This window comes from Gracilibacillus timonensis (assembly GCF_900086715.1).
Taxonomy (GTDB): domain Bacteria; phylum Bacillota; class Bacilli; order Bacillales; family Amphibacillaceae; genus Gracilibacillus; species Gracilibacillus timonensis.
Window position 1 is genome coordinate 38,327 of sequence record NZ_FLKH01000008.1, and the last position, 23,346, is coordinate 61,672.

Consider the following 23,346-nt stretch of genomic DNA (forward strand, 5'->3'; position numbering starts at 1 on the left):
AATATGCAGGAGGCTTCAAATTTATTGGATGTATTTTTGTGACCATCTATTTTACATCCTTTTTTATTACTGTACACTAACCTTTTATGCGCAAAGGCTTATCTGATTACAAAATGAATAGTAGAACGGTATAATTGTTGACATATGATATACCCTTTGTACTATTCTAAGCTAGGAACATTTTATGGCTATTTAGTTGAAAATTCCTACCTATCCAGTGATAAAGTATATATTCCATTCCGGTTGATATCATATCCCAATGTACTGGCCACAGATGTAAAAATGCATGATCAAAGTTGGTCATCATATACACGACAGTTGGAGCAACAAACATTAAGACAAGGATAATCCCTAAAGAAGCACTGGTATGTTTGGTCAAAACGAATAACAGAGAAACGACGGAAACAACACTAATCATGGTCAAGAGTGATAGCGCCATACCTAGCAAAAAACTCATTATTTTTAATCTGCTGAACAACTTTATCACTATCCTCATTAATGTCACCAATCGCGATTTTCGCCCTACATTCAGCATATTTTAGAGCAATTACTTGTCCAATTCCTGTGGCAGCACCGGTAATTAAGACGAGACTATACTTGCAAAATCTTATTCTTGTGTCACCTCTATTATCCTCCATTTAAATTGTATAATCATTTATATATTCCCGTAATTTTTTGTTTATGCATATTCATTCAGATGCATAAACAAAGTCATTAGAATATATAAATAAATCGATTTAAAGGTTTTAAAGTAGTATAATATTCGTATATACTACTATTAAAAAGTCTATATAATAATGGTTCAAACAGGTGGCTTTGACATCAAATGAATGAAAAACGTTTTGACCATTTTTTGTAAGACATCTATTATTTTAAAATGATTAGAAGATAGCAGTTAGTTCAATGACTAGGGGTAGGTGATCTATGTATGCTGTCAAATGCAGTGAAAGAACAACTTATTGAGAAACTCGAACAGGAATTAAATCCAGCTTTTATTCTTCTTTTCGGTTCGTTTGCAAAAGGAACAAATCATGAAAAAAGCGATATCGACTTAGCTTATTTCAGTGATAAAAAGTTATCTTCATATGAACGATTTATATTGACGAATGAACTTGCTTTAATTGCTAACTGTGAAGTAGATTTAATAGATATTAAACAAATTGATACAGTATTTACGATGCAAATTTTTTCACAAGGTAACCCGATTTTTATAACAGACGAAAATGAATATATTCGACAGAAGATGTGCGCATATAGTATGTATGCAAATTTAAATGAGCAACGTGCACCGATTATTGAGGCGATTAAGGAGAGAGGGAGTGTGTTTGGCCATGAATGATATCATTTTAAATAAAATTACAACGATTGAACGATGCGTAATTCGTATAGAAGAAGTGTATGAAGATAATCCGGAAAACTTGTCCGATTTCACCAAGCAAGATAGTATTATATTAAACATTCAACGTGCCTGTGAGACAAGTATTGACCTTGCGATGCATCTAATTAGTGAACGTAAACTCGGTATTCCAAAAACAAGTCGCGCGGCATTTAAAATTTTGCAAGAGGAAGGCATAATTGATAGCAGCTTAGCTACAACATTAATGAATATGGTCGGATTTAGGAATATTGCCGTTCATGATTATCAGGCATTAGAACTCGATATTCTACAATCCATTTTAGAAAAACATATCAATGATTTTTTAAAATTTACGAAGATGATATTGAAAATGGAACAACAGTAGGCGAGTAACTACATATATCAAGTTGAGGAAATGAATCACATCAAGCTAATTGGACACCAGATGAATATAAGGTAGAAACAGAGCCACACCATAGCTGCAATAATAGCAAGCAGTTCCCAAGTAAATTCTTTCAAATAAAGGGCAACTGCACTACTATTGATAATTACAACCGCGAACAAGCTTAACTTAGAAAATGGAGCAAGCTTTTTGCTGAACGTTTGTATATTTCCTTTTTTGAATTCGTTAAGCAATAAATATGGCTAGTATGGATGGCAAAACAATCATCCACAGTAAATCAATAACGATTGAAAAGGTATCAATTGATATTGTTTCACCCACAAAAAAATACAATACAGCAGGTAAAATGAGAGATGCTAATAATGTATCAATTAAAATGATGGAAAAGCCTAAAGGGAAGTTGCCTTTACACATGTTAATCCAAATAATACTTGTTATCTCTGTTGGAATCGCTACAGATTTAACTACTTTTTTTATTTATATATTTATGTTTTGTATAATCCTAACATGTATATTTCTAGACATAGGAAGAAAATCAAATTACTCATAAACCTTTATTAAATTCTTTTCTGGCTCTTCTTCATCCTCTAGCTTTTTCACGGAAATACGGTTTTTACGTTTATAAAAAAATAATTTCTCTTTGATTACAATTCGACACACGTATTGTCATAATGGTTCTGACTCATCGCCGTAATAATGATTATTCTTTTACTTTATAAATAAATTTTTATTCTATCTCCCAACACGCAACGATTCTATCGGAATACTTTTTATAAAATGCTTTTCTATAAAAGTAAGGACTTCATCGTTTCCAGGCAAGGTGACATGTTCAATCGCCTCATTAACACTCAACCATTTATATTCACTATGTTCATGGTTTAATATTACATCCTGTTCGTCAGACACATATCCTACAAATACTGGTGCAATATAGATATAGTTCTCATTAGGTGAGTAAAATTGATCGAATTTATTTGAAGTGTATAATGAAATCTTCGTGATTGCAGTTTCCTCTTCAACTTCCCTTAATGCAGATTGCCAAGCCTTTTCTTCTTCTTCAATGCCCCCTCCAATATAACACCACATATCTTGCAAAACAGGAGTTGCTCGTTTTAATAGAAGCACTTTATACTCATGTTCAATTTTTTTCAACAAAACCACTGCAATCCCTTTACATCTAAGTGGCACTTCGAACTTCTCTTTAGTCATTTTACACCTACCAACTCAAGATTGATCTTTTAATTTTATTATGTTCCCTCATACCAGATTGACTCATACTGAAACATTAATCTGCTTTTTATCACTTTTTTACGTCCATTTTCACCATGTAGTAAACATTGATAACATCTTGAAACTAAAGATTTCTACATTATTTTCCGTTCTACCGAAACGACTACTTCACAATGTGTGGTAATTGCTATTGGAACGCAATTCGTTTTCCTCGTTTTCAGTATTGGAATACAATTCATTAAAAGATTCCTTTTTTTTATTTTTTCTCGGAGGTTTAAAACTATTTCCATCTAATGAATCGACTGTTCCAATTTTGTAAATAAATGTTAACTTATATGGATTGTCATTTCCTTCATTATCCACACCACCAACTATTACTTTCTCTATTATACTTTCAAAAACATATCGATCAAAAGTATTTAGACCATTTTCTTTTTCTAGTAATTTTCTAAATTCTAACAATCGTTCTTTAATATCTTTTTCATCATCAAGACTTGATTGTAAATAGGCTTTTCTTCGTTTCTTGTCATCGAGTTTTTTGATTGTCTTATTATATTTATCTTCATATGTTTCTTTATCTAGCCTACCCTCTATATGCATATCAATCAACTTATTTTTCTTTTTCTCTAAAGCTTCAATTTCTATCTCAATTTTAGAAACCTTCTCATATGCTATATTTACACTTAAACTCTCTTCCATTCTTTCCAAAAATTCTTCTAAGACATCTTGATTATTATTACACATAAGACGATAACTTTCTAAAAATGCTTTTTCAATTATTTCTTCCTGTATCCCTTTACTCTCTGGGCAATATTGTTTTCCTTTTTTTGTACTAGTCATACAATGCCATATTATTTTATGATATGAACTGCCACCATGCCAACTTCGTCTCGACAATATGCTTCCACAATAAGGACATTCAAGCAAACTGCTAAAAGCGTACTTACGACTATACTTTTCCCTCTTGCCACCATTTCTGTCTACTCTAAGTTTGTTCCGATTCCTGCGTGTTCTAATCTCTTCTGCTTTTTCAAAAATTTCAGCACTGACAATTGGTTCATGGTTATTTTTTATATAGTATTGATCTTCTTCTCCAAAATTACTTAATCTACGTTTTGTAATAGGATCAACTGTAAAGGTTTTCCCCATTAAAAGATCACCTTTATATTTCTCATTCTTAATAATACGAAGTATAGTTGCGTCTTGCCATTTTGTATTGCCTTTTTTTGTTTTATGGCCTAAAGCTTCCAACTCTTTTGCTATCATCTTTCCTCCTGCACCCTGCACATATCTTTCAAATATATATCGTACTATTTCTGCTTCTTTTTCATTTATAGTAAGCGTTTTATCTTCCGGGTTATAATCATAACCAATGCAACCTTGAAAACCTATCAGCTCCCCTCTGCTCATTTTCATTTTTAAGCCTTTTTTTACATTAGCAGAGATATTTTCAACTTCCTGTTGAGCAACCGAACTCAATACTACAAGTAACAATTCTCCATCCATCGTAAGCGTATTAATTTTTTCATCTTCAAAGAAGACTGCAATATCTTTTTCTTTAAACATTCGAACGTATTTAAGCGTGTCTAAAGTATTTCTTGCAAAACGAGATATTGATTTGGTAATAACCATATCAATATCTCCATTCATACAGTCATTTATCATTCTTTGAAAATCTTCCCGCTTAACCGTTTGTGTTCCTGTAATCGCTTCATCAGCATAAATACCAGCAAATACCCATTCCGGATTGTTATTAATTAAATCCTTATAATAGGTAACTTGTGACTTATAACTACTTAATTGATCCTCATCATCTGTACTAACCCGACAATATGCAGCTACTCGACGCTGTTCAATAGCTTTGCCTCGCCGATGGCTAAAACGGGAATTGTTTCCTTTTATAATTTCAACCTCTGACATTACAAATCCCTCCTTGGATTTTATTACCAATATTCTACGGCGATTTAAAATAAAAGTCAGCCTGTAATATCAGAGATAATATGATAATCTTTCATTAATTTACTTTTTGCCATTTTATATTCTTCCTCTGAAATTAACTTATAAGTCAGTAATTGTTTTAACATAGAAATTTGCATACTGTATTTAATCAAATTCTTTTTCATAAAAACCTACCTCCTCAAAGAATTTCAAAATAAAAAATCAGACGGCTGTTGGTACAGCTCCACGGGAATTTCACCCCTGCAAGTATTTCTTCCAGCCCTACTCATAGCTTGCGACGCTCCAAACGCTCGAACCATGACGGTAGGGGAGTATCATTATCCTGCTAATGAGTCATCGCCAGTAATCCACCACGATTACATTAGATTCTTTGTTTATCGCTCGTTTCAGCAGAAAGTCATGGCGCAAGAATCAAGTAGCTCTTCATCAGCAGAACGTATCTGATTTTCCAATTTATAATGCATGAGATTAATCATGCTTTCTTTATCAAAGAACGTTAAAAATCATTCTCCCACTTTAAGTGACTGCTAAAAGAAAAAGGAAAGTTCCATATGCCACACATCTATTTTTTAAAATAAGAAATGCTGACTTTCCTTTCTCTCCTTCCTTTGCTATTACTACAAATAGAAAGAACCATTTTGCCAAAAACGAGTAAAAACCAAAAAAAGAAATCATGAATTGAACTTGCATGTGTTTGGTAAATGTTCTACATTTGTTAAGCTGTTACGATTAAGAATTTAATACTAATTGGCTATAACGTGTTTATGATATTATGTATTTAAAGGAAAGAATAAGTAGGATTGGAGGAATAAAACTTGAACATTCATGAATACATTAAATTTCTTCGCAGAGCAATCAATAATGTGGAAGAAGTGTATTTTGGAAACCAAAATTGGATTGATTCTATGTTAAATGTTCATAATATTAAATCTCAGGATAAAAAGCGTGAAAAGCTAATGCCATATTTGAGTATGCATAATGAGCGAGTTTTCTGTTATGAGCTTTATCATCAATTGCGTAAAATTATGGAAGAAAATAGGTTGAATGAAAAAGTGATTTTACAAGCTGAACTTCGCAAGGCTCAAGTAAGTGATGAAATCACACAATTATTTGGAGTAAATAGTACAGACGGAGTATATTACCCTGACTTTTTAATACATGAACCGGGTACATATGAAAATCAAGACTTAATTATTGAAGTCAAAGCTAACCCTAAACTTTCTACAACAGATATGCTAAATGATATTAAGAAAATTGATCAATTCATTAATAGATACAACTACAAAAAAGGAATCTTTTTAGCAATAAATGTGAATAAAGAAAGGTATAATCAACTAATGACAAATGATCATCTTCTAAATAGTTTAGAAGAACAAATTAATTCTAAAAATGAAATCTTACTTATGTTTAGAGAGTCAGCAAAGGAGCCCACGATCTCAATAAACCTAGCAAACTTGTTACAATGAAAAAGCTAAATATTAACTTATAATCATCATGGCCTGCAAAACTATCACCACTTCCTTTAATCACCTTTACAAAGTGGTGATAGTTTTAGCTAATAATAATCATTTGTCTTGTAATCCTCCAAATTGTCTCTTTTCTTATTTAAAACATTTCTGATTTGTTCCTGATACAACATTGAATTTTCTCAAAGCTTTCTTTATCAAATATCAACTAGGAAGAACGAGGATTAAAATGCTTAAGAATAAAAACCCTAAGTCAATTCAAATCTTAATATAGCTGTAATTAATTTTGTTTCTAAGCGTCTACGTGTATAATCATCTACTACCATTTGAGAAGCACCAAAATCATCTTGTACTAACCGTAACGATAGTTTATTTATATAAGGTTCATAATGTTTAAGCACTGCGTTTATAGCTTCTACCTCACCCTTTGTGGCTTTTAAATAAGGTTTGATTAAAAATACCATGTAAACTCGTGTTTTACGTTAAATAAAAGAATCCATTTTGGAAAAAGATTAATCAAAATGGATTCTATAGTTCGAGTAAAGCATAAAATAGTGAAGTTATACTTATTCAATTAATTGAAGCTATTATCAATAAGGAGTTTTTACCCGGCACAGCATGATAATTTTGATACATCTTTATCAAATGTAAGAGCAGCTAATTTTAAACCCTCTGCCATTGTTAAATACGGTGCAAGACTTTCTTTTAAATCCTCTACGGTTAATCCAAACTTAACGACTAATGTAGCTGCATAAATCACATCTCCTGCATTTTCAGATACAATATGAACTCCAAGCACTTTCAATGTTTTTGAATCAGCAACAAGCTTAAAAACCCCTGTTGTTTCATGATTTACTAACGCTCTTGGAATGGTGTCTAAAGGCAACACAGATGTTTTGACTTCATATCCCTTTTCTTTTGCTTGTTTTTCTGTTAAACCAACTGTTGCAATTGCCGGATTTATAAACGTTATGCCAGGAACAACAGACAAATTTAATTTTTTATTTAACCCACGAATCGCATTGTCAGCAACAATTCCACCTTCATAGGCTGCTACATAAACAAATTGAGGTCCCAATGTTACATCTCCTGCTGCATAAACCTTCTCATTACTTGTCCTAGCATAATCATTTATCACGATTTCTTTTCGTTTTCCAACTTCAATACCTGCTGCACTTAAATTTAAAGAATCCGTATTTGGTTTTCTCCCTGTTGCCACAAGTAACTGCTCTGATTCCACAACTTTTTTCTTACCATTTACCGTTACGTAAATCTTTTTGTTTCCTCCAACTTGTTCTACCCACTCAAAGGTTGCCCCTTTCACAAGATTTATACCCTGTTCAACTAAAGCCTTTTCTACAGCTTCTGAAATCTCTGGGTCATATTCTTTTAAAAGACGTTCACTTCTTTGCATAAGCGTTACTTCTGAACCTAAATTATGAAATAGTTGCCCAAGCTCCATTCCGATATATCCTGAACCAATAACCGTTAAGCGTTCAGGCACCTTTTTTAATTCAAGTAGTGTTGTACTTGTTAGATAATCCACTTCTTTAAGTCCTGAAATTTCCGGTAAAGAAGGAGAAGCACCTGTTGCAATTAAAAAGTGCTTTGCAGAAAGTTTCTCTCCGTTGACTTCAATTGTATTTTTATCAATAAATTTAGCTTCACCCTTAATTAAATCAAAGCCATATTCATTAATTAAATCAATGTATTTTTGGTGCCTAAGCCTATTAACCAATTCATTTTTTTGCCTGATTAAAGGTGCTAATTCTACATCTCCCGCGGAAATTTGCAATCCTTTAAATGGATTCACCTTAGCCAAATGATTGATTTTCCCAGCTCTAAGAAGTGTCTTTGATGGAACACAACCTGTATTCACGCATGTTCCTCCAATGGTTTCACGTTCAATCATGACTACTTTCGCCCCATATTCAATTGCTTTAATCGCAGCCGAAAAAGCTGCACCACCAGAACCAATGATAAGTAAGTCATAATCCCCTTCATTACCTAGCACCATATTTTCTTGTGATGGTACTTCTTCTATTTCTCCAGGTTGATATTTTGCTTCTTTAATCGCCTTGTTTGCAGTTTTAACTCCAATATTCTCAGGTAACTCAAATACTGCTTCACCACGACGAAAACTAGCTTCAACATTATTAGCTCCTATATTTTGAAGTGCTAATGCTACATGCTCTTCACAACCTGTACAAGTCATTCCGTGAATGTTTATCTTAAATTTATTCATTTACTCATCATCCTGTTCTATATTTTTTCTTATTCCTTTTATTGTTCCCCAATCAGTGTTTCAATTATTGGACATTCATGTAGTTGTTTTTCATCTGGGCACCGTTGTTTTAAATCTTTTAGCATGACTTCAATTCGCTTTAAATCTTCTATTTTTTTTTGTACTTCCTTTTCTTTTTTGGAAACAAATTCAAACATATTTTCACAGCGAACTTCATCTTTATCTACAATCCCAAGTAATTTATAAATTTCATTTAAAGAGAAACCAAGCTCTTGAATATGTTTAATAAAACCTACTCGCCTAACATCATTATCTGAGTATACCCGATAACCAGCATTTGTTCGAGAAGGTTCCTTTAATAATGATTTTTGTTCGTAATATCTAATTGTCTCTTTATTCACTCCACATTTTTCTGCAAATGCACTAATACGATAACTCACATATTTCACCTCCTATAAAAATAATAAACCGTGTATCTAGATACACAGTCAAGTATATTATTAAATTTTTTTTAAAGTATCCTACCAATTAGTTTAAGTACATTTATAAAAATAATATATGTAATTTTTGATAAATTCAGTATACAATTAACTGTTTGATTAAGTAAGTCCTTTATAAGGAACATCCGTTTAAATCAAAATCCAAATGGGGAAAATTACTCAAATATTTTATAAATATCACGTCTTTTTTACAATGGAGCGAGTAAAAAGTTGGGCATAAATTGAACATCAGACTTGATAGATATCATGTAACATGGAAAAAAGTAAAATACCCCTTTTTCATCGATTAATGAATTTTAAAATTGCCAGTATGAACTAATCACACTGGCAGCTTAATAATTCTTTTTTACATGTCTAACGCTATATTATGGACCATACTCTATTCTACCTTCACCTGTCCCATCATGCCGTTGTCTTCATGTTCAAGAATATGACAATGGAACATATACACGCCTTTTTGCTTGAATTGTATAGCTATTTTAACTGTTTCATCTGGTTCAATAGAAATACTGTCTTTCCATCCCCGCTCATTTTCTGGTGGTTCTTCTCCATTTCGAGAAAGTATTTTAAATTGAGCTCCGTGAATGTGAAATGGATGAATCATTCCGCCCATCATGTCAGGTTTATTGTAAATTTCCCACACTTCAGTGACCCCTTGATCTTGTGTGAAATCAATTCTTTCCGGATCAAATTTCTTTCCATTTATCGTTACCATATCCATCATTCCAAAGAGTTCCACGTTTTTTGTTACTGGTAAGTTCATCTCTTCTTCTGTAATTGAAATATCATTCATCTCTTCTGGAATACTGCTATCCTCTCCACTTTGACCAGAAACTTCAAATGGTAAAAGGATCGAACCATCCTCCTCATTTATTAACGCCAACCCATCTTCAGAGTTAAGCTGCGAAAAATCAATAATTATTTCCGCCCGTTCTGATGGGGTCAGTGTAATTTCATCTAGTGTCACTGGTTTATTCAGGAAACCTCCATCCGTTGCAACTTGCACAAAGGAATCCCCTGTATTCAATTTAAAAGTGTAATTCCTCGCATTGGACCCATTTAAGAGACGAAGACGAACCTTTTCTTTCCCTACGGTCAACTTCGGATTTAACGTCCCGTTTACCAATGACGTATCACCGATTGTTCCATCATCATTCATAGCAGCACTGTAATTCAATTGTTTCTGATCATCAAATGTTTTATCTTGGAAAATCAAGGGAATATCATTCTTTCCATACTCATTTGGCAATCCAAGACTCTTAGAGTTGTCATCTTCTATATAAATCAATCCTGCAAGTCCATTGTAAACCTGTTCAGAGGTTTTCCCTTCTGGATGGGGATGGAACCATAACGTCGAGGCTTCTTGTGTCACTTCAAATTCGATCAGCTCTTCTTCTCCTGGCTTTAATGAATTATGTGGCCCACCGTCTTCTTCACCTGATACTTCCAGCCCGTGCCAATGAAAAGTTGTCTCCTCATCTAACTCATTTATCGTTCTAATTTTCACCGTATCGCCTTCTTCAAATTGAAGCACTGGTCCTAAAAATGACCCATTGTATCCATATGTTTTCGTATTAGTACCATCGAATATTTCAGTCTCTCCTTCTTGTGCTCGAACAGTGTATACAACTTCTTCTTCATTATCGCTTTCAAGCAAAGGAGGTATTTTCAATTCATTTTCCCCTGTTGAACCATTTAAACTTACCACCTCATCATGACTCATATGACCATTCTCAATTGCATCATCATCCATAGATGAATGATCCATTCCTTCTTCCATGGAATCAGACTCTTGTTCCATATCTGAGTTTTCTTCAGGTGGTGATTCAACATTCCCTGCACAAGCCGATAAGACAAGTATTGTCAATAAAAAAATTAAACTTATTAATAATGATTTTCTTTTCATATACCATAACTCCCATTAAGAAAATTTTACATATTAATCCATCTTTAAAGGCTAACATTCAATAACACTTGACTATTAGCCAATTTACTTGATTCAAGAATTATATTTGATTATTGTTTCATCACTTAAATTACGATTATAGATGTTAACTTTTCTCCTTTCATTAGATACTTGATACCAATTTATGTTAATGATTCATTATCCTTATGACGTAACTATATTTTAAAACTATCGAGAATTTATCAAGAAAAAGTTAATGTTTGATGAATTACATAATTAAATATAATCATAAAATATCTAAATGGAGAATCATTTACAGTTTTAAACCCTTCACCTTAATGATAAATCTTTAATCATATATGGGGACTACAAATATTATGCAAAACATAGATGTACATTTCTTTATCTATTCCGGAAATCAACTAGAACGTTAAAAGTTATTAACAATCAACCTTTTTCCATAAAGGCGTTAATATACTTTGTGGATCAGAAGTGATTCGTCGATTGTATTTTACTCATTTACATTATCCATTAAAACGAAATCAGCTATTGCAGCGGTCACCTTTACCCAAGTCAGCTTTTTCTCACATTACTTTAATCTTTCAACTAGAAAAAACTGATTTTCACCTAACGGAAAACCAGCTTTTTCATTTTTATATTTAGACACTAAATTCATAACCTTAATCTTAAACAACTTCTTTCAAATTTTACAATGAAACTTTTGAACCTTTACATCTAAAGTTTTTCTTTACAGATTGAGCTTTTTCCGAGTATAATAATAGCATTATACTATTAACACTTAACCTATATTTCATTTTCATACTAAATTTTAATCAATCTTCAACAATTGGGCATTAATTGCACAAATAATTGTACTTAATGACATGACAGCAGCACCAATAGCTGGTGTAATAACGATACCGACATTATATAATACACCTGCTGCTAGTGGGATGGCTATCACGTTGTAACCTGCTGCCCATCCTAAGTTTTGTATCATTTTTCTATAACTAGCTTTCGATAACTTCAAAATATTTAAGATATCAACAGGATCACTATTTACTAAAACAACATCCGCTGTCTCAATTGCAACGTCTGTACCAGCACCAATCGCAATACCCAAATCAGCTTCAGCTAAGGCAGGCGCATCATTGATTCCGTCACCAATCATGGCAACCTTTTTGCCACCTTCCTTCAGTTTTTTCACATTATCCGATTTATCATGTGGTAGAACCTCTGAAATAACTTTTGATAGTCCAAGTTTTTCACCTACATAATTTGCAACACGATTATTATCACCTGTCATCATAACTGTTTCAATGCCACTATCTTTTAATTGCTTGATAACTTCATAAGAGGATTCACGAATGATATCCGCTAAAGCAATCATTCCTTGCAATACATTGTCTCTTAATACAAAAACAACTGTTTTCCCTTGTTGGGCTAGCTTTTCATACGTTTCTTCATCGAAATCTATATTATTCGCTTTCATCGCTCCAGGGCTAATGACTGCGATTTCAGTTCCTTTCACATCAGCAGTTAATCCTTTACCAGTTAAATTTCTATAATTCGTTACCTCATATAGCTCTAAATTACGATTTTTTCCTTCCTTCACAATTCCTTTTGCAATTGGATGATCGGATTGGGTCTCAACTGAATAAGCTAACTTCACTAATTCATCTTTACTTACATTGTTACTTGGATGAATATCAGTAACCCCGAAGTTTCCCTCAGTAAGGGTGCCTGTCTTATCGAATACAACCCGATCTAGCTTTCGAGCATTTTCAAATGGGGTACGATTACGAATCAACAAACCATTCTTAGCAGCAATAGACGTTGATCTTGAAGTAACTAAAGGCATAGCCAGACCAAGTGCATGCGGGCAAGCTATAATCAGAACGGTAACCATTCTTTCTAGCGCAAATTCAAAATCCCCTGTCGTACTCCAGTAAGCAATCGTGATGATTCCAGCAACCACCGCCACATAAAATAGCCATTTTGCTGCAATATTAGCAAACCCCTGTGCTTTTGATTTGGTATTTTCCGCCTCGCTTACTAATTGAATAACTTGAGATAAATACGTGTCATTTCCAATTTTATTTACCTTAATTTTTAATACACCTTCACCATTAACGGCCCCACCTATTGCTTTCATTCCAGGTCCTTTTTCCACAGGAACGGATTCACCTGTTAACATAGATTCGTCGACGGTAGATTCTCCTTCAAAAATTTCCCCATCAATGGGTATTTTTTCTCCTGATTTAACTAGAATCTCATCTCCAGGGTGTAATTCTTCAACAGACACTTCTACAATATTTCCGGACGCGTCAATTTTATGTGCCTCTTTTGGCATTAGTTTAATTAATTCTTCGAGTGCTTTTGAAGCACCCATTATGGACCTCATTTCTACCCAGTGACCTAACAACATAATGACAATTAACGTAGCTACCTCAAAATAAAAGTCACTGCCATCAATCAAGAAGGCTGTTAAGGTGCTATAAATATAGGCTGTTACAATGGCAAGTGAAATTAACAACATCATCCCTGGTGTTTTTGTTTTTATTTCATCCCATGCACCAAGTAAAAACGGTTTTCCACCATAGAAAAACACTATGGTAGAAAGTAAGAAAAGTACTATCGTGTTACCCGTAAAGTTTACTTCATAGTTGAATAACATTTGGATCATCGGTGACAGATAAGTAATCGGTATCGCTAACACTAAAGATACCCAGAAACGCTTTTTAAAATCATCTATCATATGCTCATGATGACCGGCATGTCCTCCTCCATGTCCGTGTCCCGAATGGTCATGACCATTATGATTATGATGCTCACGGTGATCATGGCTATGGTGTTCATGATCATGATGCTCGTGGTTATGATGTTCGTGATTATGGTGCTTGTGCCCATCGTGTTCACTATGGCTTTGGTTATTCTTCTTACTATCGTGATTTGCCATGCTATCAATCCTCCTAGTGAATAATTATGTTAAGATCATTTTCTATATAGTGTGCAATAGGTAATTTTCTTATTACTAAGACATCATACAAATTCCCCTGTCAAGGGTTATTAACCCACTTATATCCTACACCCCACACAGTTTTAAAATAGTCATCTATTGGAAATCCTGTTTGACGGATTTTCTCTCTCATATTCCGCACGTGTGAATCAACTGTTCTTCCCCCTGTTTCAGAATCAAACCCCCAAATCAAATCAATCAAATGTTCCCTAGCAAATACTTGATTCGGATTCTTCATAAAGTGTCCAATCATAATAAATTCTTTAGGCGTTACCTTGATTGGGTTAGTTTTATAGGATAATTCAAACTGATCCCTATTCCAAATTAAACCATTCACCTCAATATAACTCTTTGGTTCTCTTCTACGTAATATAGCTGACATCCTAGCCAATAATTCTTCTTCGTTAAATGGCTTTGTGATATAATCGTCTGCACCTAACCGCAATCCTTTTACAATATCCTCATGTTGGTCATGGGCAGTTAACATTATAATTGGTACATCAGAAATGCCTCTAATTTCTTGGCATAATTCCCATCCATCCATCTCAGGCATCATAATATCTAGTAAAACAATGTCAAATGTTTCTTGATTTATATAGGACAATGCTTCAGTAGCACCTAATGCTTCTTTACAAACATATTTATGAGGTTGTAAATACAACGCAATTAAATCTAACATTCGCTTCTCATCATCAACGATAAGAACTTTATTCATTTCTTTTCCCCCTTGCCAACTTGATAATGATACTTGTGCCCAGTCCTATTTCGCTTTTTGCTTCAATACTACCACCATGGGATTCAATAATTTCTTTTGAAATAGCTAGACCTAGCCCAGTTCCTCCACTTTGTCTTGAACGTGATTTTTCCACACGGTATAACCGGTCAAATATATATGGAAGATCTTGTGCAGGAATTCCTTCTCCATCATCTGTAGTTGTAATAATGATATACTGATCAGTCTGCTTTACCTCTATTAAGATTTTTGAACCTTCCTTAGAATGCTTTTTCGCATTATCTAGGATATTTATTAACACTTGTTGAAAACGTTCTGGATCAATATAAGCTTTTATTTCATCAAGGCAATTCACATGAAGTAATATTTTTTTCTCAGCTAACGCTGGTCGAATACGTTCAATTATTCTTTGAATAAGCTCACATAAATTCACTCGTTCGCGTCTAATCCGAAAATTATTTTGATCTATTTTAGCTAATTCAAATAAGTTCTTAATTAATACCGTTAATTGCTCTGTTTCTTCTCGAATTATTTCAACATATTCTTTAACTTGTTCTTCAGACGTACCTTGACGATTAATGATATCTGCATATCCTTTGATATATGTTAATGGCGTCCGCAGCTCATGTGACACACTGGCCAGGAACTCATTTCTAGCCTGTTTTAGTTCTTTCAACTCCTGTGATAGCTTGGTGATGGAATTAGCTAATTCACCTAATTCATCTTTCCTTTTTGTATGTAGTGCTATATTGTGTCTTCCCTTACTTAATTGTTCTGTCTCTTCTTTCATTTTAATTAACGGTTGTGTAATAAATCGAGACAAAATAAATATAGTCATAATTGTTAACAACACAGTGATAAAGCTAATTATCAAAAACTGATTGCTAAGCTGATCAACTGTTCTTTTTACATAACTTGTATCGGCAAACATAAACACATGCCCCTTATGTTCCCCGCTTATTGTAATCGGACTATCTGTCACGATATAATTTCCTTCACTCCACCTATCTTCAACTATTTTACCTTCTGTAGGTATTTCTTCATCATTAGTATGTTCTACCACATTAATCATTTCTTGTTTTACAGGGTCAGATGAAATAATAATCTCACCTTTCTCATTTGTAATGATAACGATAAATTCAGACGCTGATTCCATAATACCGACATGTTCTAATGTAGGTTGATCGAAATGATCTTCTAAAACGTCACGATGTGTGTTCCCGCGTGCCAGCAGACTATTCATAACTTCATCAATACGATCATTTACTAGGTTCGTATATAAAATAAAAAACAAAAAAGATTCAATAACCAGAATAAATACAAAAAACAGTAATCCAATTTTAAAAGATAATTTATTAAACATACTACACCTCTATAACCAATAAGTAAGTGTATCCAACACACCAAGAATTAAAAGTAACAAACCAGCAATCTTTTGGGTGACAGCTCCTATTTTTCTACTTCTTTTTAATATGGCACCACTTGCACCAAAATACCAAATTAAAAATATAACAATCAATAGCGGAAGAGAAGTGCCAATTCCAAACACAGCTGGAAGGACTGCACCATACGAAGTTATCAATACAATTGGCATTAATGTTAAAAGAAAGAGCACAAACATGGTTGGGCAAAAAGCTAATGTAAAACTTACTCCCATTAAAAAGCTGCCTAAATAACTATCTTTAAGTACCTTTGTGGGAAAATGAAAAATACGCCATGTTTTCTTCCATTGAAATATCCCAATCATAAATAACCCTACTATAATTAGCATTGGACCTATTGCTTTACGTATAATGGGTAGAATTTGTGAAAGCGTGCTATATACCTCTCTACCTAACAACCAAACAATAATCCCTAGTATAGAATAAACTACGACCTTCCCTAAGACAAATAACAATACATGCAACCATGGAACTTTATCAACTAATGATTTATTACCATAAATCGTAATTGCACTGAGGTTACTTGTAAGCTGACAAGGTGCAAGAGCTCCAATCACCCCAAGAAAAAAGGCAAATAATAATGGTAAATGTTCTAAACCATTAGCGAGATCTATTATTGGTTCCATTAATGTGTTACTTATCTGGTTAAATAGTTCAAACATATATATTCAACTCACTATATAATAATTTTATCACTTGACCTTGGTAATAATTAAATGATTTTTTCTTTAACTTCTTGATATATGTGTCGCTCCGAAAAAATGAGAATGAGGCTATCTTGATAATATACCGTTGCAAAGACATGTTTAAGAAAAAGTATATTTGTTAGGATGGTAAAGCTAACTATCTACATCACCTTCACTTATACTACTGTTCACTTTCAAATCATTACTCTTTTTTTCCTTTATTATTGATTTTAGTCGTTCATATTCCAACTCGTTAATTTCACCTTTAGCTAAGCGTTCTTTAATTATTTGTAATGGTGTTCTCTTTTTATCTCCTTTAATAAAACTTGCTATTAAAAAAATACCAAAACTAATTAATCCTATCCAGAAAATAATCATTAGAATCACTGTCCAAAATGATCCATACCCATTCATCATATGCAATTTACATCACCTTCTCATTTGGTCTATTATCATTTATTATAGCTTTTATTTATCAAGAAAATATGCAGGCCTGCCAAGAAAAATGAATTCCCCTGTTTTACAAAGCTGAATCTTTACTTTATATCAGATAAATATTAAATAATCTTTAGAACTTTAGACAATCTGCACATAAACTGCAAAATAATAGGGTACTGTAACAATGAATTCAAAATAATGAAAGGAGCAACATTAAATGGCAATTAAAAAAATTATAATAGGGTTAGTATCTTTATTTACAATCTCCGTACTATCCGCATGTGCGGGAGAAACGGAAACGGAAGATACAAATAATGAAAATAACACGGAACAAAACTCCGAGGAAAGTACACAGGACGATATGGAAGGCATGGACCATTCCGAAATGCATATGTCTGGCTCTGGAGATGTACCCGAAGGTTTAAAGGAAGCAAACAATCCAACTTATGAAGTTGGCAGTCAAGCTATAATTGAATCGGATCACATGGAAGGTATGAAAGGTGCTGAGGCAACAATAGTAGGAGCCTACGATACCACAGTTTATACAGTTTCTTATATACCCACAACAGGTGGTGAGAAAATAACCAATCATAAGTGGGTCATTCATGAAGAATTAGAAGACCCTAGTGAAACACCGTTAGAATCTGGTGATGAAGCTATTATAAATGCTGATCATATGGAAGGCATGAATGGGGCAACAGCTGAAATTGATTCAGCAGAAGAAACCACGGTATATATGGTAGATTTTGTTTTAACTACAAATGGAGAAGAAGTCACAAACCACAAATGGGTAACAGAAAGTGAATTATCCTCAGTAGAATGAAATTAGAATTAACTAGCATATAATTTCTAACTCACCTTTTTGTAAACAATACAATCCCATTTAAAAATATATTCAAGAGAAGGAAGATGTCCCCTCCTTTTGAAGGGTTATAAGCAAATTACAGAAGAAATCTTCTATAAAAGATATCTTCTGTAATTTTTTGTCTTCTTTTATTGAATACGATAAAAGGATTTGATATTTGACAAGAAAATTATTTCTATAATTTTTTATTCTGCAAAGAATCTGCATAACTTCCCATTACTATTAAAAAAATATATTCAAATGGAGTGTTAAATTTATGTACGATTCATGTCCTATAAATGAAAAAAATCCCCAAATAAATCCAACTGGATTACATTGTATGATAACCAGTAGTTATTCTGTTACTATTCCAAAACCCATTAGAGATATTTTAAACTTAAGCCCTGGAGATGAGGTGATAATTAGTTCAAAACATAAATCTAATGAATTAATAGTGCAAAAATTTAGTGGAAATTCAATAGAAAATATAATGATATTAAATGAAAGAGGCTCATTTAGAGTACCAAAAGAATTTATTAAATTTCTCAATTTGGAAATAGGCGACATTTTTAGCCTATACCTTAATAGAGAGAAGCAAATCGTTTTGTTGAGAAAACAATCATGAGATAGGCAATTCAATCGTCAAGCTAAAGACAGTTGTTTTCAAAACGTTTCCTTCTTCTATCAATTTTTTAGAACTTTACGAGGTACACGAAAGAGGCTTCATAAAAATAAAATACTGTCGATTATTGTTATAATCTTTATACAATACTGTAACATATGATCACATTTTGTAATCTTTATGTAATTTTTTTATGATTTCTATTGTGATATGCACATGCTAAAATCTATTTAAGAGCGAAAAATCTATTACATAGAATTTCAAACTTAACTACAAAATAACTAGAATTTCTAACATTAAAAGGAGGAACACTTATGGCAACACCCAATCTTAGAGTGAAAAAATATGTACTTTCAAGTGCACTTGCTACTTCTATAGCATTAACTCCATTTTTAGGAGATAGTGTGTTTGCAAGCGCTGGCGAAGGCTCTTCTAAAGGCGATATTTCTATTGAAGAAAGCAACTTATCCAATTTTCAAGTAGAGCAGCAACCACCAACTACAACTGAAATTGTAAACACATCTATACTCCAACAAGGCAGTGTAGGATCTGAGGTAGAACATGTACAAAATACTCTACAATCACTTGGTTACTATTCTTATCAAGTAGATGGGGTTTTTGGTGATATTACTGCACAAGCAGTGAGAGATTTCCAAGCGGATCAAGGTTTGCAAGTAGATGGTATTATTGGGTCAAATACAAAGAATGCATTAGCATTACCTGCTGATACACCTTCTTTACCTCAAGACACCATATCTGAGACTAATGATGAGGAACTTGCCCTTGAAGAGACTGGAAATTCCAATGAATTAACTAACACAAATGTATCTAGTGAATCAAGCGAATCGGCAGCTATTTCCCCTAGTCATGATAATATTGTTGCTGCAGCAGAGAGTGTTCTCGGAACACCTTATGTATGGGGTGGAACTACTGCTTCCGGATTAGATAGTAGCGGTTTTATTCAATATGTATTTAATCAAGTAGGCATTGATGTTGCTCGTACACACCGTGATAATTGGGTAAATACTGGTGTACGTGTTAACTCTCCTAGTGTGGGGGATGTTGTATTCTTTGAAGGTACTTATGACGTACAAGGTGCGTCCCATAGCGGTATCTATATTGGAAACAATCAAATGATTCATTCCGGAGATAATGGGGTTGTCGTAGCAGATATTAGCATTGATTACTGGCAAAGTCACTATATTGGTGCAAAATCTTATAGATAATAAAAAACGATTGAAACAAAAAATGAGCCATCATAATTTGATGGCTTTTATAATACTCTCACACTTTTGTCAATTTTCTATTTTTATTTGCTTCTCTATACAAATAATACTATTCATGATAGCTCTCTGCTCTTGTTCTAATAAGTTAATTATTTTTATTAATTCAGGAATAGCATGATCTACCGTATACAGGTCATCTGCCATCAAACAGTAAGTGACCTTAACCAATTTTTCTTCCATTTCCGCAAAATACAATTTCCGATTCAATTCATGTGTTAATAAGCGGCCTTTTTCATTATCTTTAACCATCTAATTCCTCCTTCAATTAACCTATTTCCTAGCACATACACATAATTTTATTTAATTATATCGTGCCTTAAAACGGAAAGTCAGCATAAAAAAGGAATTTAAAACAAGTATTCGTTTAACTGCATAAGGCAGACCTATAAATAAAAAACAATGAATCCATGTGGGTTTCCTATTATTAGAATCATCTTTTTTATCTAGTTATAACGAAGAATAATAAAAAATGATTATTTTCACTCTATAATCAACCAGTTCCTATCTTTCTCCAAGGTCAATTCATACTGTGAAAATTGCACTGCCTTTATTGTCTAATCTAAATATCTCACTGTTACCCAGGCCTTTATTTGGTTCTCTTTATACAGGGTTGATTAACTCAGAAAAAGCATATTCTTGATCAATTAAGGGCAAAGCATTATCTTTTACATAATAGGCAAGTTCACTAGATAACATATATTTTTTATGAAACGATTCCTCTTTATTCTACAATCATCTAGTTTTCACCTTTCAATATGAAATAAACATATACATATACTATTCTCCTGTTTCAGCAAAACGTTTGATTCTTTTCCCTATTTCATCACGAACCCGTTGAAATACAATCCATTTTTCTTCTTCATTCCCTTGAGCTTTGGCTGGATCATCAAAACCCCAATGGTCACGTTTCACTTGTGGCGGTGTCATTGGACATTTATCCGCAGCGTCTCCGCATAAAGTGACTACAAAGTCCGCATTGTTTAAGATTTCCGGGTCGATAATATCAGATGTTTGGTTCGAAATATCAATATTGACCTCTTGCATTGCCTTTACTGCATTGGGATTTAAACCATGTGCCTCAATACCTGCACTTTTCACTTCCCAAGCATCTCCAAGATATTTTTTCGCCCAGCCTTCAGCCATTTGGCTTCTGCAAGAGTTTCCAGTGCATAAGAAATAAATTGTTTTTTTAGACATAATCATTCTCCTTGTTAAAATAGAATCAGTGTTAAATATAGTCCTACTAATGTAATCAATAAGATAGGAAGGGTTAAAATAATACCTGTTTTAAAATAAGTTCCCCATGAAATCTTAACGCCTTTTTGTGATAATACATACAGCCATACTAATGTTGCCAGAGAACCAATCGGTGTGATTTTGGGACCTAAATCTGATCCAACTACATTCGCATAAATAAGTGCTTCACGTAACACACCAGATGTATTTGTTTCCGCAATGGCTAATGCATTAATCATTACGGTAGGCATGTTATTCATAATGGAGGATAGGAATGCTGCAATAAATCCCATGGCAACCGTTCCAACAAATAAACCTTGGTCAGCTACGGTTTGAATCATACTTGCAAGTGCCGATGTAAGCCCTGCATTCCCTAATCCATAGACCACCACGTACATTCCAATGGAGAAGAATACAATATTCCATGGTGCCCCTTTAATTACTTCTTTTGTATTAACAGCGGTACTGCGTCTTGCCATCAAAATAAAGAAAATCGCAATGACCCCAGCAATAATAGAAACAGGTACATTAACAAATTCACTCGTAAAGTACCCAATTACTAATATACCAAGTATAAGCCATGATAGGCGAAACATTTTTAAGTCCCTGATCGCCTCATTTGGTGTTCTTAATTTTGATACATCATAATCTCTAGGTATGTTTTTTCTAAAATAAATTAATAATACCGAAATCGTTGCGATTAAAGAGAATAAATTTGGAATAATCATTCTAGAAGCATATTCGACAAAACCGATACCAAAGAAATCGGCTGAAACGATGTTAACTAAATTACTAACAATAAACGGTAAAGATGTCGTATCAGCGATAAACCCACTTGCCATGATAAATGGAAAAATCATTTTTTCTTTGAAATTCAAATGACGTACCATCGCAAGTACAATCGGTGTTAGAATGAGTGCTGCACCATCATTCGCAAATAAAGCTGCGACAATTGCACCCAAAATGCTAATATATACAAACATCTTTATTCCATGCCCTTTTGCTATCCGTGCCATATGTAATGCTGCCCATTCAAATAATCCAATTTCATCTAATACTAATGAAATAAGAATAATGGCGACAAATGATAATGTTGCATTCCAAGTGATGCCAATAACTTCAAGTACATCACTAAATCCCACTACTCCTACGAGTAAAGCAATAATAGCTCCTCCCATGGCAGACCATCCAATATTTAAATTCTTTGGCTGCCAAATGACTAGGACTAGGGTTAAAACAAATATTATAATGGCGAGTATAAGTGTTGCTGACAAAATAAGACCTCCAAACCTAACAACAAGAAATTCGTGTGCCTTTCTCTTCCAGTTCTTTTAATTTATCATCTTGATCGGGTAATTGATTCAAAATCGGTTTGATAAATGAATAATACTCACTCTTACTATTAACCGTATAAAATATCCATTGTCCTTTTCTTTCTTCCTTCACTAACCCCAAATCTTTCAGTTTGCGTAAATGTTGGCTAATGGATGGTTGACTGGACTGAAATATTTCAACGAACTCACAAACACAACAAGTTTGTTCATTAATTAATTTCAGCATAGTCAGCCTTGTTTTATCGCCAAGTAATTTTAAAATACCAGCAGCTTTCTCCAATTCAATTGTAGTTTGCAGCATTTAAATCCCCCTTTTTATGAAATAATAATATAAGTATATAACTATACACTTATATATTCAAATAAAAAATTTAGTGCAATCTTATTTCCTATTCTTTTAATTCCTCATAGGCTTCCATAAAATGTTGAAAAGAAATGTTTCCAAACGTATTTTCATCATTGCGAAATAGACGATCAAACGTGATTTCCTTTGCCTTCTCTAAAGTACATTGTCTGCTGTTCATAAGCAAAGAAAAATATGCCATAAAGTATTCTTTGCTTAAATCTCCGCCTTTATTAATAATCATTCAGACCACCTCCAAAAAGGGAGGGAAAGTAAATGATACTTTCCCTTTGTTTT

Annotated in this window: 26 protein-coding genes; 6 read left to right on the top strand and 20 right to left on the bottom strand. The window is 33.4% G+C overall.

All coding sequences use genetic code 11. From position 1 onward, the window contains the following. Window positions 1-166: 166 nt before the first annotated feature. Window positions 167-457: a hypothetical protein gene (locus BN6556_RS22245; RefSeq protein WP_162493119.1), complete on the bottom strand. Its 291-nt coding sequence runs from the start codon at window positions 455-457 to the stop codon at window positions 167-169. Continuing rightward, window positions 411-638 carry an SDR family NAD(P)-dependent oxidoreductase gene (locus BN6556_RS22790; RefSeq protein WP_066186195.1) on the bottom strand — a complete coding sequence of 76 codons (228 nt, stop codon included), beginning with the start codon at window positions 636-638 and terminating at the stop codon, window positions 411-413. Before BN6556_RS22790 ends, BN6556_RS22245 begins: the two co-directional genes overlap by 47 nt. A gap of 290 nt (window positions 639-928) precedes the next feature. Here BN6556_RS22790 and mntA point away from each other — a divergent pair, with 290 nt between their 5' ends. Both mntA and hepT read left to right on the top strand, forming a co-directional pair. Then, a complete protein-coding gene (gene mntA, locus BN6556_RS01300; protein WP_066186198.1) occupies window positions 929-1,339 on the top strand; it encodes a type VII toxin-antitoxin system MntA family adenylyltransferase antitoxin in 411 nt (136 codons plus the stop codon). Continuing rightward, complete coding sequence (gene hepT, locus BN6556_RS01305; protein WP_066186200.1) at window positions 1,332-1,742, top strand: type VII toxin-antitoxin system HepT family RNase toxin; 411 nt, start codon at window positions 1,332-1,334, stop codon at window positions 1,740-1,742. Before mntA ends, hepT begins: the two co-directional genes overlap by 8 nt. Window positions 1,743-1,985: 243 nt before the next feature. Here the strand turns inward: hepT and BN6556_RS22435 are convergent, their stop codons facing one another. From BN6556_RS22435 to BN6556_RS01325, 4 genes are all read right to left on the bottom strand, one after another. Beyond that, on the bottom strand, window positions 1,986-2,174 hold the full coding sequence (locus BN6556_RS22435; RefSeq protein ID WP_235817427.1) for a hypothetical protein: 189 nt from the start codon (window positions 2,172-2,174) through the stop codon (window positions 1,986-1,988). A 318-nt stretch (window positions 2,175-2,492) separates the two neighbouring features. Further along, window positions 2,493-2,969 (bottom strand): NUDIX hydrolase, encoded by a 477-nt coding sequence (locus tag BN6556_RS01315; RefSeq protein ID WP_066186205.1) that lies wholly within the window; start codon window positions 2,967-2,969, stop codon window positions 2,493-2,495. Window positions 2,970-3,158: 189 nt separating this feature from the next. Continuing rightward, the gene (locus BN6556_RS01320; RefSeq protein WP_066186208.1) at window positions 3,159-4,910 is read right to left on the bottom strand and encodes a recombinase family protein; all 1,752 of its coding nucleotides are present in this window, start codon (window positions 4,908-4,910) and stop codon (window positions 3,159-3,161) included. A gap of 56 nt (window positions 4,911-4,966) precedes the next feature. After that, on the bottom strand, window positions 4,967-5,113 hold the full coding sequence (locus BN6556_RS01325) for an SHOCT domain-containing protein (RefSeq protein ID WP_042533183.1): 147 nt from the start codon (window positions 5,111-5,113) through the stop codon (window positions 4,967-4,969). A gap of 651 nt (window positions 5,114-5,764) precedes the next feature. Between BN6556_RS01325 and BN6556_RS01330 the strand changes: the two genes are divergently transcribed. Then, window positions 5,765-6,415 (top strand): hypothetical protein, encoded by a 651-nt coding sequence (locus BN6556_RS01330; protein ID WP_042533181.1) that lies wholly within the window; start codon window positions 5,765-5,767, stop codon window positions 6,413-6,415. Between the two features lie 248 nt (window positions 6,416-6,663). On the opposite strand, the gene BN6556_RS01335 is transcribed toward BN6556_RS01330, so the two are convergent. From BN6556_RS01335 to BN6556_RS01375, 9 genes are all read right to left on the bottom strand, one after another. Continuing rightward, window positions 6,664-6,879: a helix-turn-helix domain-containing protein gene (locus BN6556_RS01335; RefSeq protein ID WP_066186211.1), complete on the bottom strand. Its 216-nt coding sequence runs from the start codon at window positions 6,877-6,879 to the stop codon at window positions 6,664-6,666. A 140-nt stretch (window positions 6,880-7,019) separates the two neighbouring features. Further along, window positions 7,020-8,660 carry a mercury(II) reductase gene (merA, locus tag BN6556_RS01340; protein WP_042533157.1) on the bottom strand — a complete coding sequence of 547 codons (1,641 nt, stop codon included), beginning with the start codon at window positions 8,658-8,660 and terminating at the stop codon, window positions 7,020-7,022. Window positions 8,661-8,698: 38 nt separating this feature from the next. Beyond that, entirely contained in the window at window positions 8,699-9,100 is a 402-nt protein-coding gene (gene merR, locus BN6556_RS01345) for an Hg(II)-responsive transcriptional regulator (protein WP_042533153.1), read from the bottom strand. Window positions 9,101-9,539: 439 nt separating this feature from the next. Next, complete coding sequence (locus BN6556_RS01350; RefSeq protein WP_042533150.1) at window positions 9,540-11,066, bottom strand: multicopper oxidase family protein; 1,527 nt, start codon at window positions 11,064-11,066, stop codon at window positions 9,540-9,542. 829 nt (window positions 11,067-11,895) lie between these two features. Beyond that, entirely contained in the window at window positions 11,896-14,025 is a 2,130-nt protein-coding gene (locus tag BN6556_RS01355; protein WP_042533148.1) for a copper-translocating P-type ATPase, read from the bottom strand. 100 nt (window positions 14,026-14,125) lie between these two features. Further along, window positions 14,126-14,800, bottom strand: a complete 675-nt coding sequence (locus BN6556_RS01360; RefSeq protein ID WP_066186214.1) for a response regulator transcription factor — start codon at window positions 14,798-14,800, stop codon at window positions 14,126-14,128. Then, a complete protein-coding gene (locus BN6556_RS01365) occupies window positions 14,793-16,181 on the bottom strand; it encodes a sensor histidine kinase (protein WP_042533144.1) in 1,389 nt (462 codons plus the stop codon). Before BN6556_RS01365 ends, BN6556_RS01360 begins: the two co-directional genes overlap by 8 nt. Window positions 16,182-16,190: 9 nt before the next feature. Next, window positions 16,191-16,922, bottom strand: a complete 732-nt coding sequence (locus BN6556_RS01370; protein ID WP_042533142.1) for a cytochrome c biogenesis CcdA family protein — start codon at window positions 16,920-16,922, stop codon at window positions 16,191-16,193. A 177-nt stretch (window positions 16,923-17,099) separates the two neighbouring features. After that, a complete protein-coding gene (locus BN6556_RS01375; RefSeq protein WP_052485020.1) occupies window positions 17,100-17,369 on the bottom strand; it encodes an SHOCT domain-containing protein in 270 nt (89 codons plus the stop codon). Between the two features lie 232 nt (window positions 17,370-17,601). Between BN6556_RS01375 and BN6556_RS01380 the strand changes: the two genes are divergently transcribed. The 3 genes from BN6556_RS01380 to BN6556_RS01390 all read left to right on the top strand — a co-directional run bounded on the left by BN6556_RS01380 (window position 17,602) and on the right by BN6556_RS01390 (window position 20,076). Next, window positions 17,602-18,207 (top strand): YdhK family protein, encoded by a 606-nt coding sequence (locus BN6556_RS01380; protein ID WP_042533140.1) that lies wholly within the window; start codon window positions 17,602-17,604, stop codon window positions 18,205-18,207. Between the two features lie 298 nt (window positions 18,208-18,505). Next, window positions 18,506-18,853: an AbrB/MazE/SpoVT family DNA-binding domain-containing protein gene (locus BN6556_RS01385; protein WP_042533136.1), complete on the top strand. Its 348-nt coding sequence runs from the start codon at window positions 18,506-18,508 to the stop codon at window positions 18,851-18,853. 311 nt (window positions 18,854-19,164) lie between these two features. Beyond that, window positions 19,165-20,076 (top strand): C40 family peptidase, encoded by a 912-nt coding sequence (locus BN6556_RS01390; RefSeq protein ID WP_042533134.1) that lies wholly within the window; start codon window positions 19,165-19,167, stop codon window positions 20,074-20,076. A 69-nt stretch (window positions 20,077-20,145) separates the two neighbouring features. Here the strand turns inward: BN6556_RS01390 and BN6556_RS01395 are convergent, their stop codons facing one another. The 5 genes from BN6556_RS01395 to BN6556_RS01415 form a co-directional block, all read right to left on the bottom strand. After that, the gene (locus BN6556_RS01395) at window positions 20,146-20,385 is read right to left on the bottom strand and encodes a hypothetical protein (RefSeq protein WP_042533132.1); all 240 of its coding nucleotides are present in this window, start codon (window positions 20,383-20,385) and stop codon (window positions 20,146-20,148) included. A 528-nt stretch (window positions 20,386-20,913) separates the two neighbouring features. Further along, the gene (gene arsC, locus BN6556_RS01400; RefSeq protein ID WP_066186216.1) at window positions 20,914-21,333 is read right to left on the bottom strand and encodes an arsenate reductase (thioredoxin); all 420 of its coding nucleotides are present in this window, start codon (window positions 21,331-21,333) and stop codon (window positions 20,914-20,916) included. 14 nt (window positions 21,334-21,347) lie between these two features. Next, on the bottom strand, window positions 21,348-22,646 hold the full coding sequence (locus BN6556_RS01405) for an arsenic transporter (protein ID WP_042533125.1): 1,299 nt from the start codon (window positions 22,644-22,646) through the stop codon (window positions 21,348-21,350). 16 nt (window positions 22,647-22,662) lie between these two features. Beyond that, complete coding sequence (locus tag BN6556_RS01410; protein WP_042533123.1) at window positions 22,663-23,007, bottom strand: ArsR/SmtB family transcription factor; 345 nt, start codon at window positions 23,005-23,007, stop codon at window positions 22,663-22,665. 88 nt (window positions 23,008-23,095) lie between these two features. Further along, complete coding sequence (locus BN6556_RS01415) at window positions 23,096-23,293, bottom strand: hypothetical protein (RefSeq protein ID WP_042533122.1); 198 nt, start codon at window positions 23,291-23,293, stop codon at window positions 23,096-23,098. Window positions 23,294-23,346: the final 53 nt, after the last annotated feature.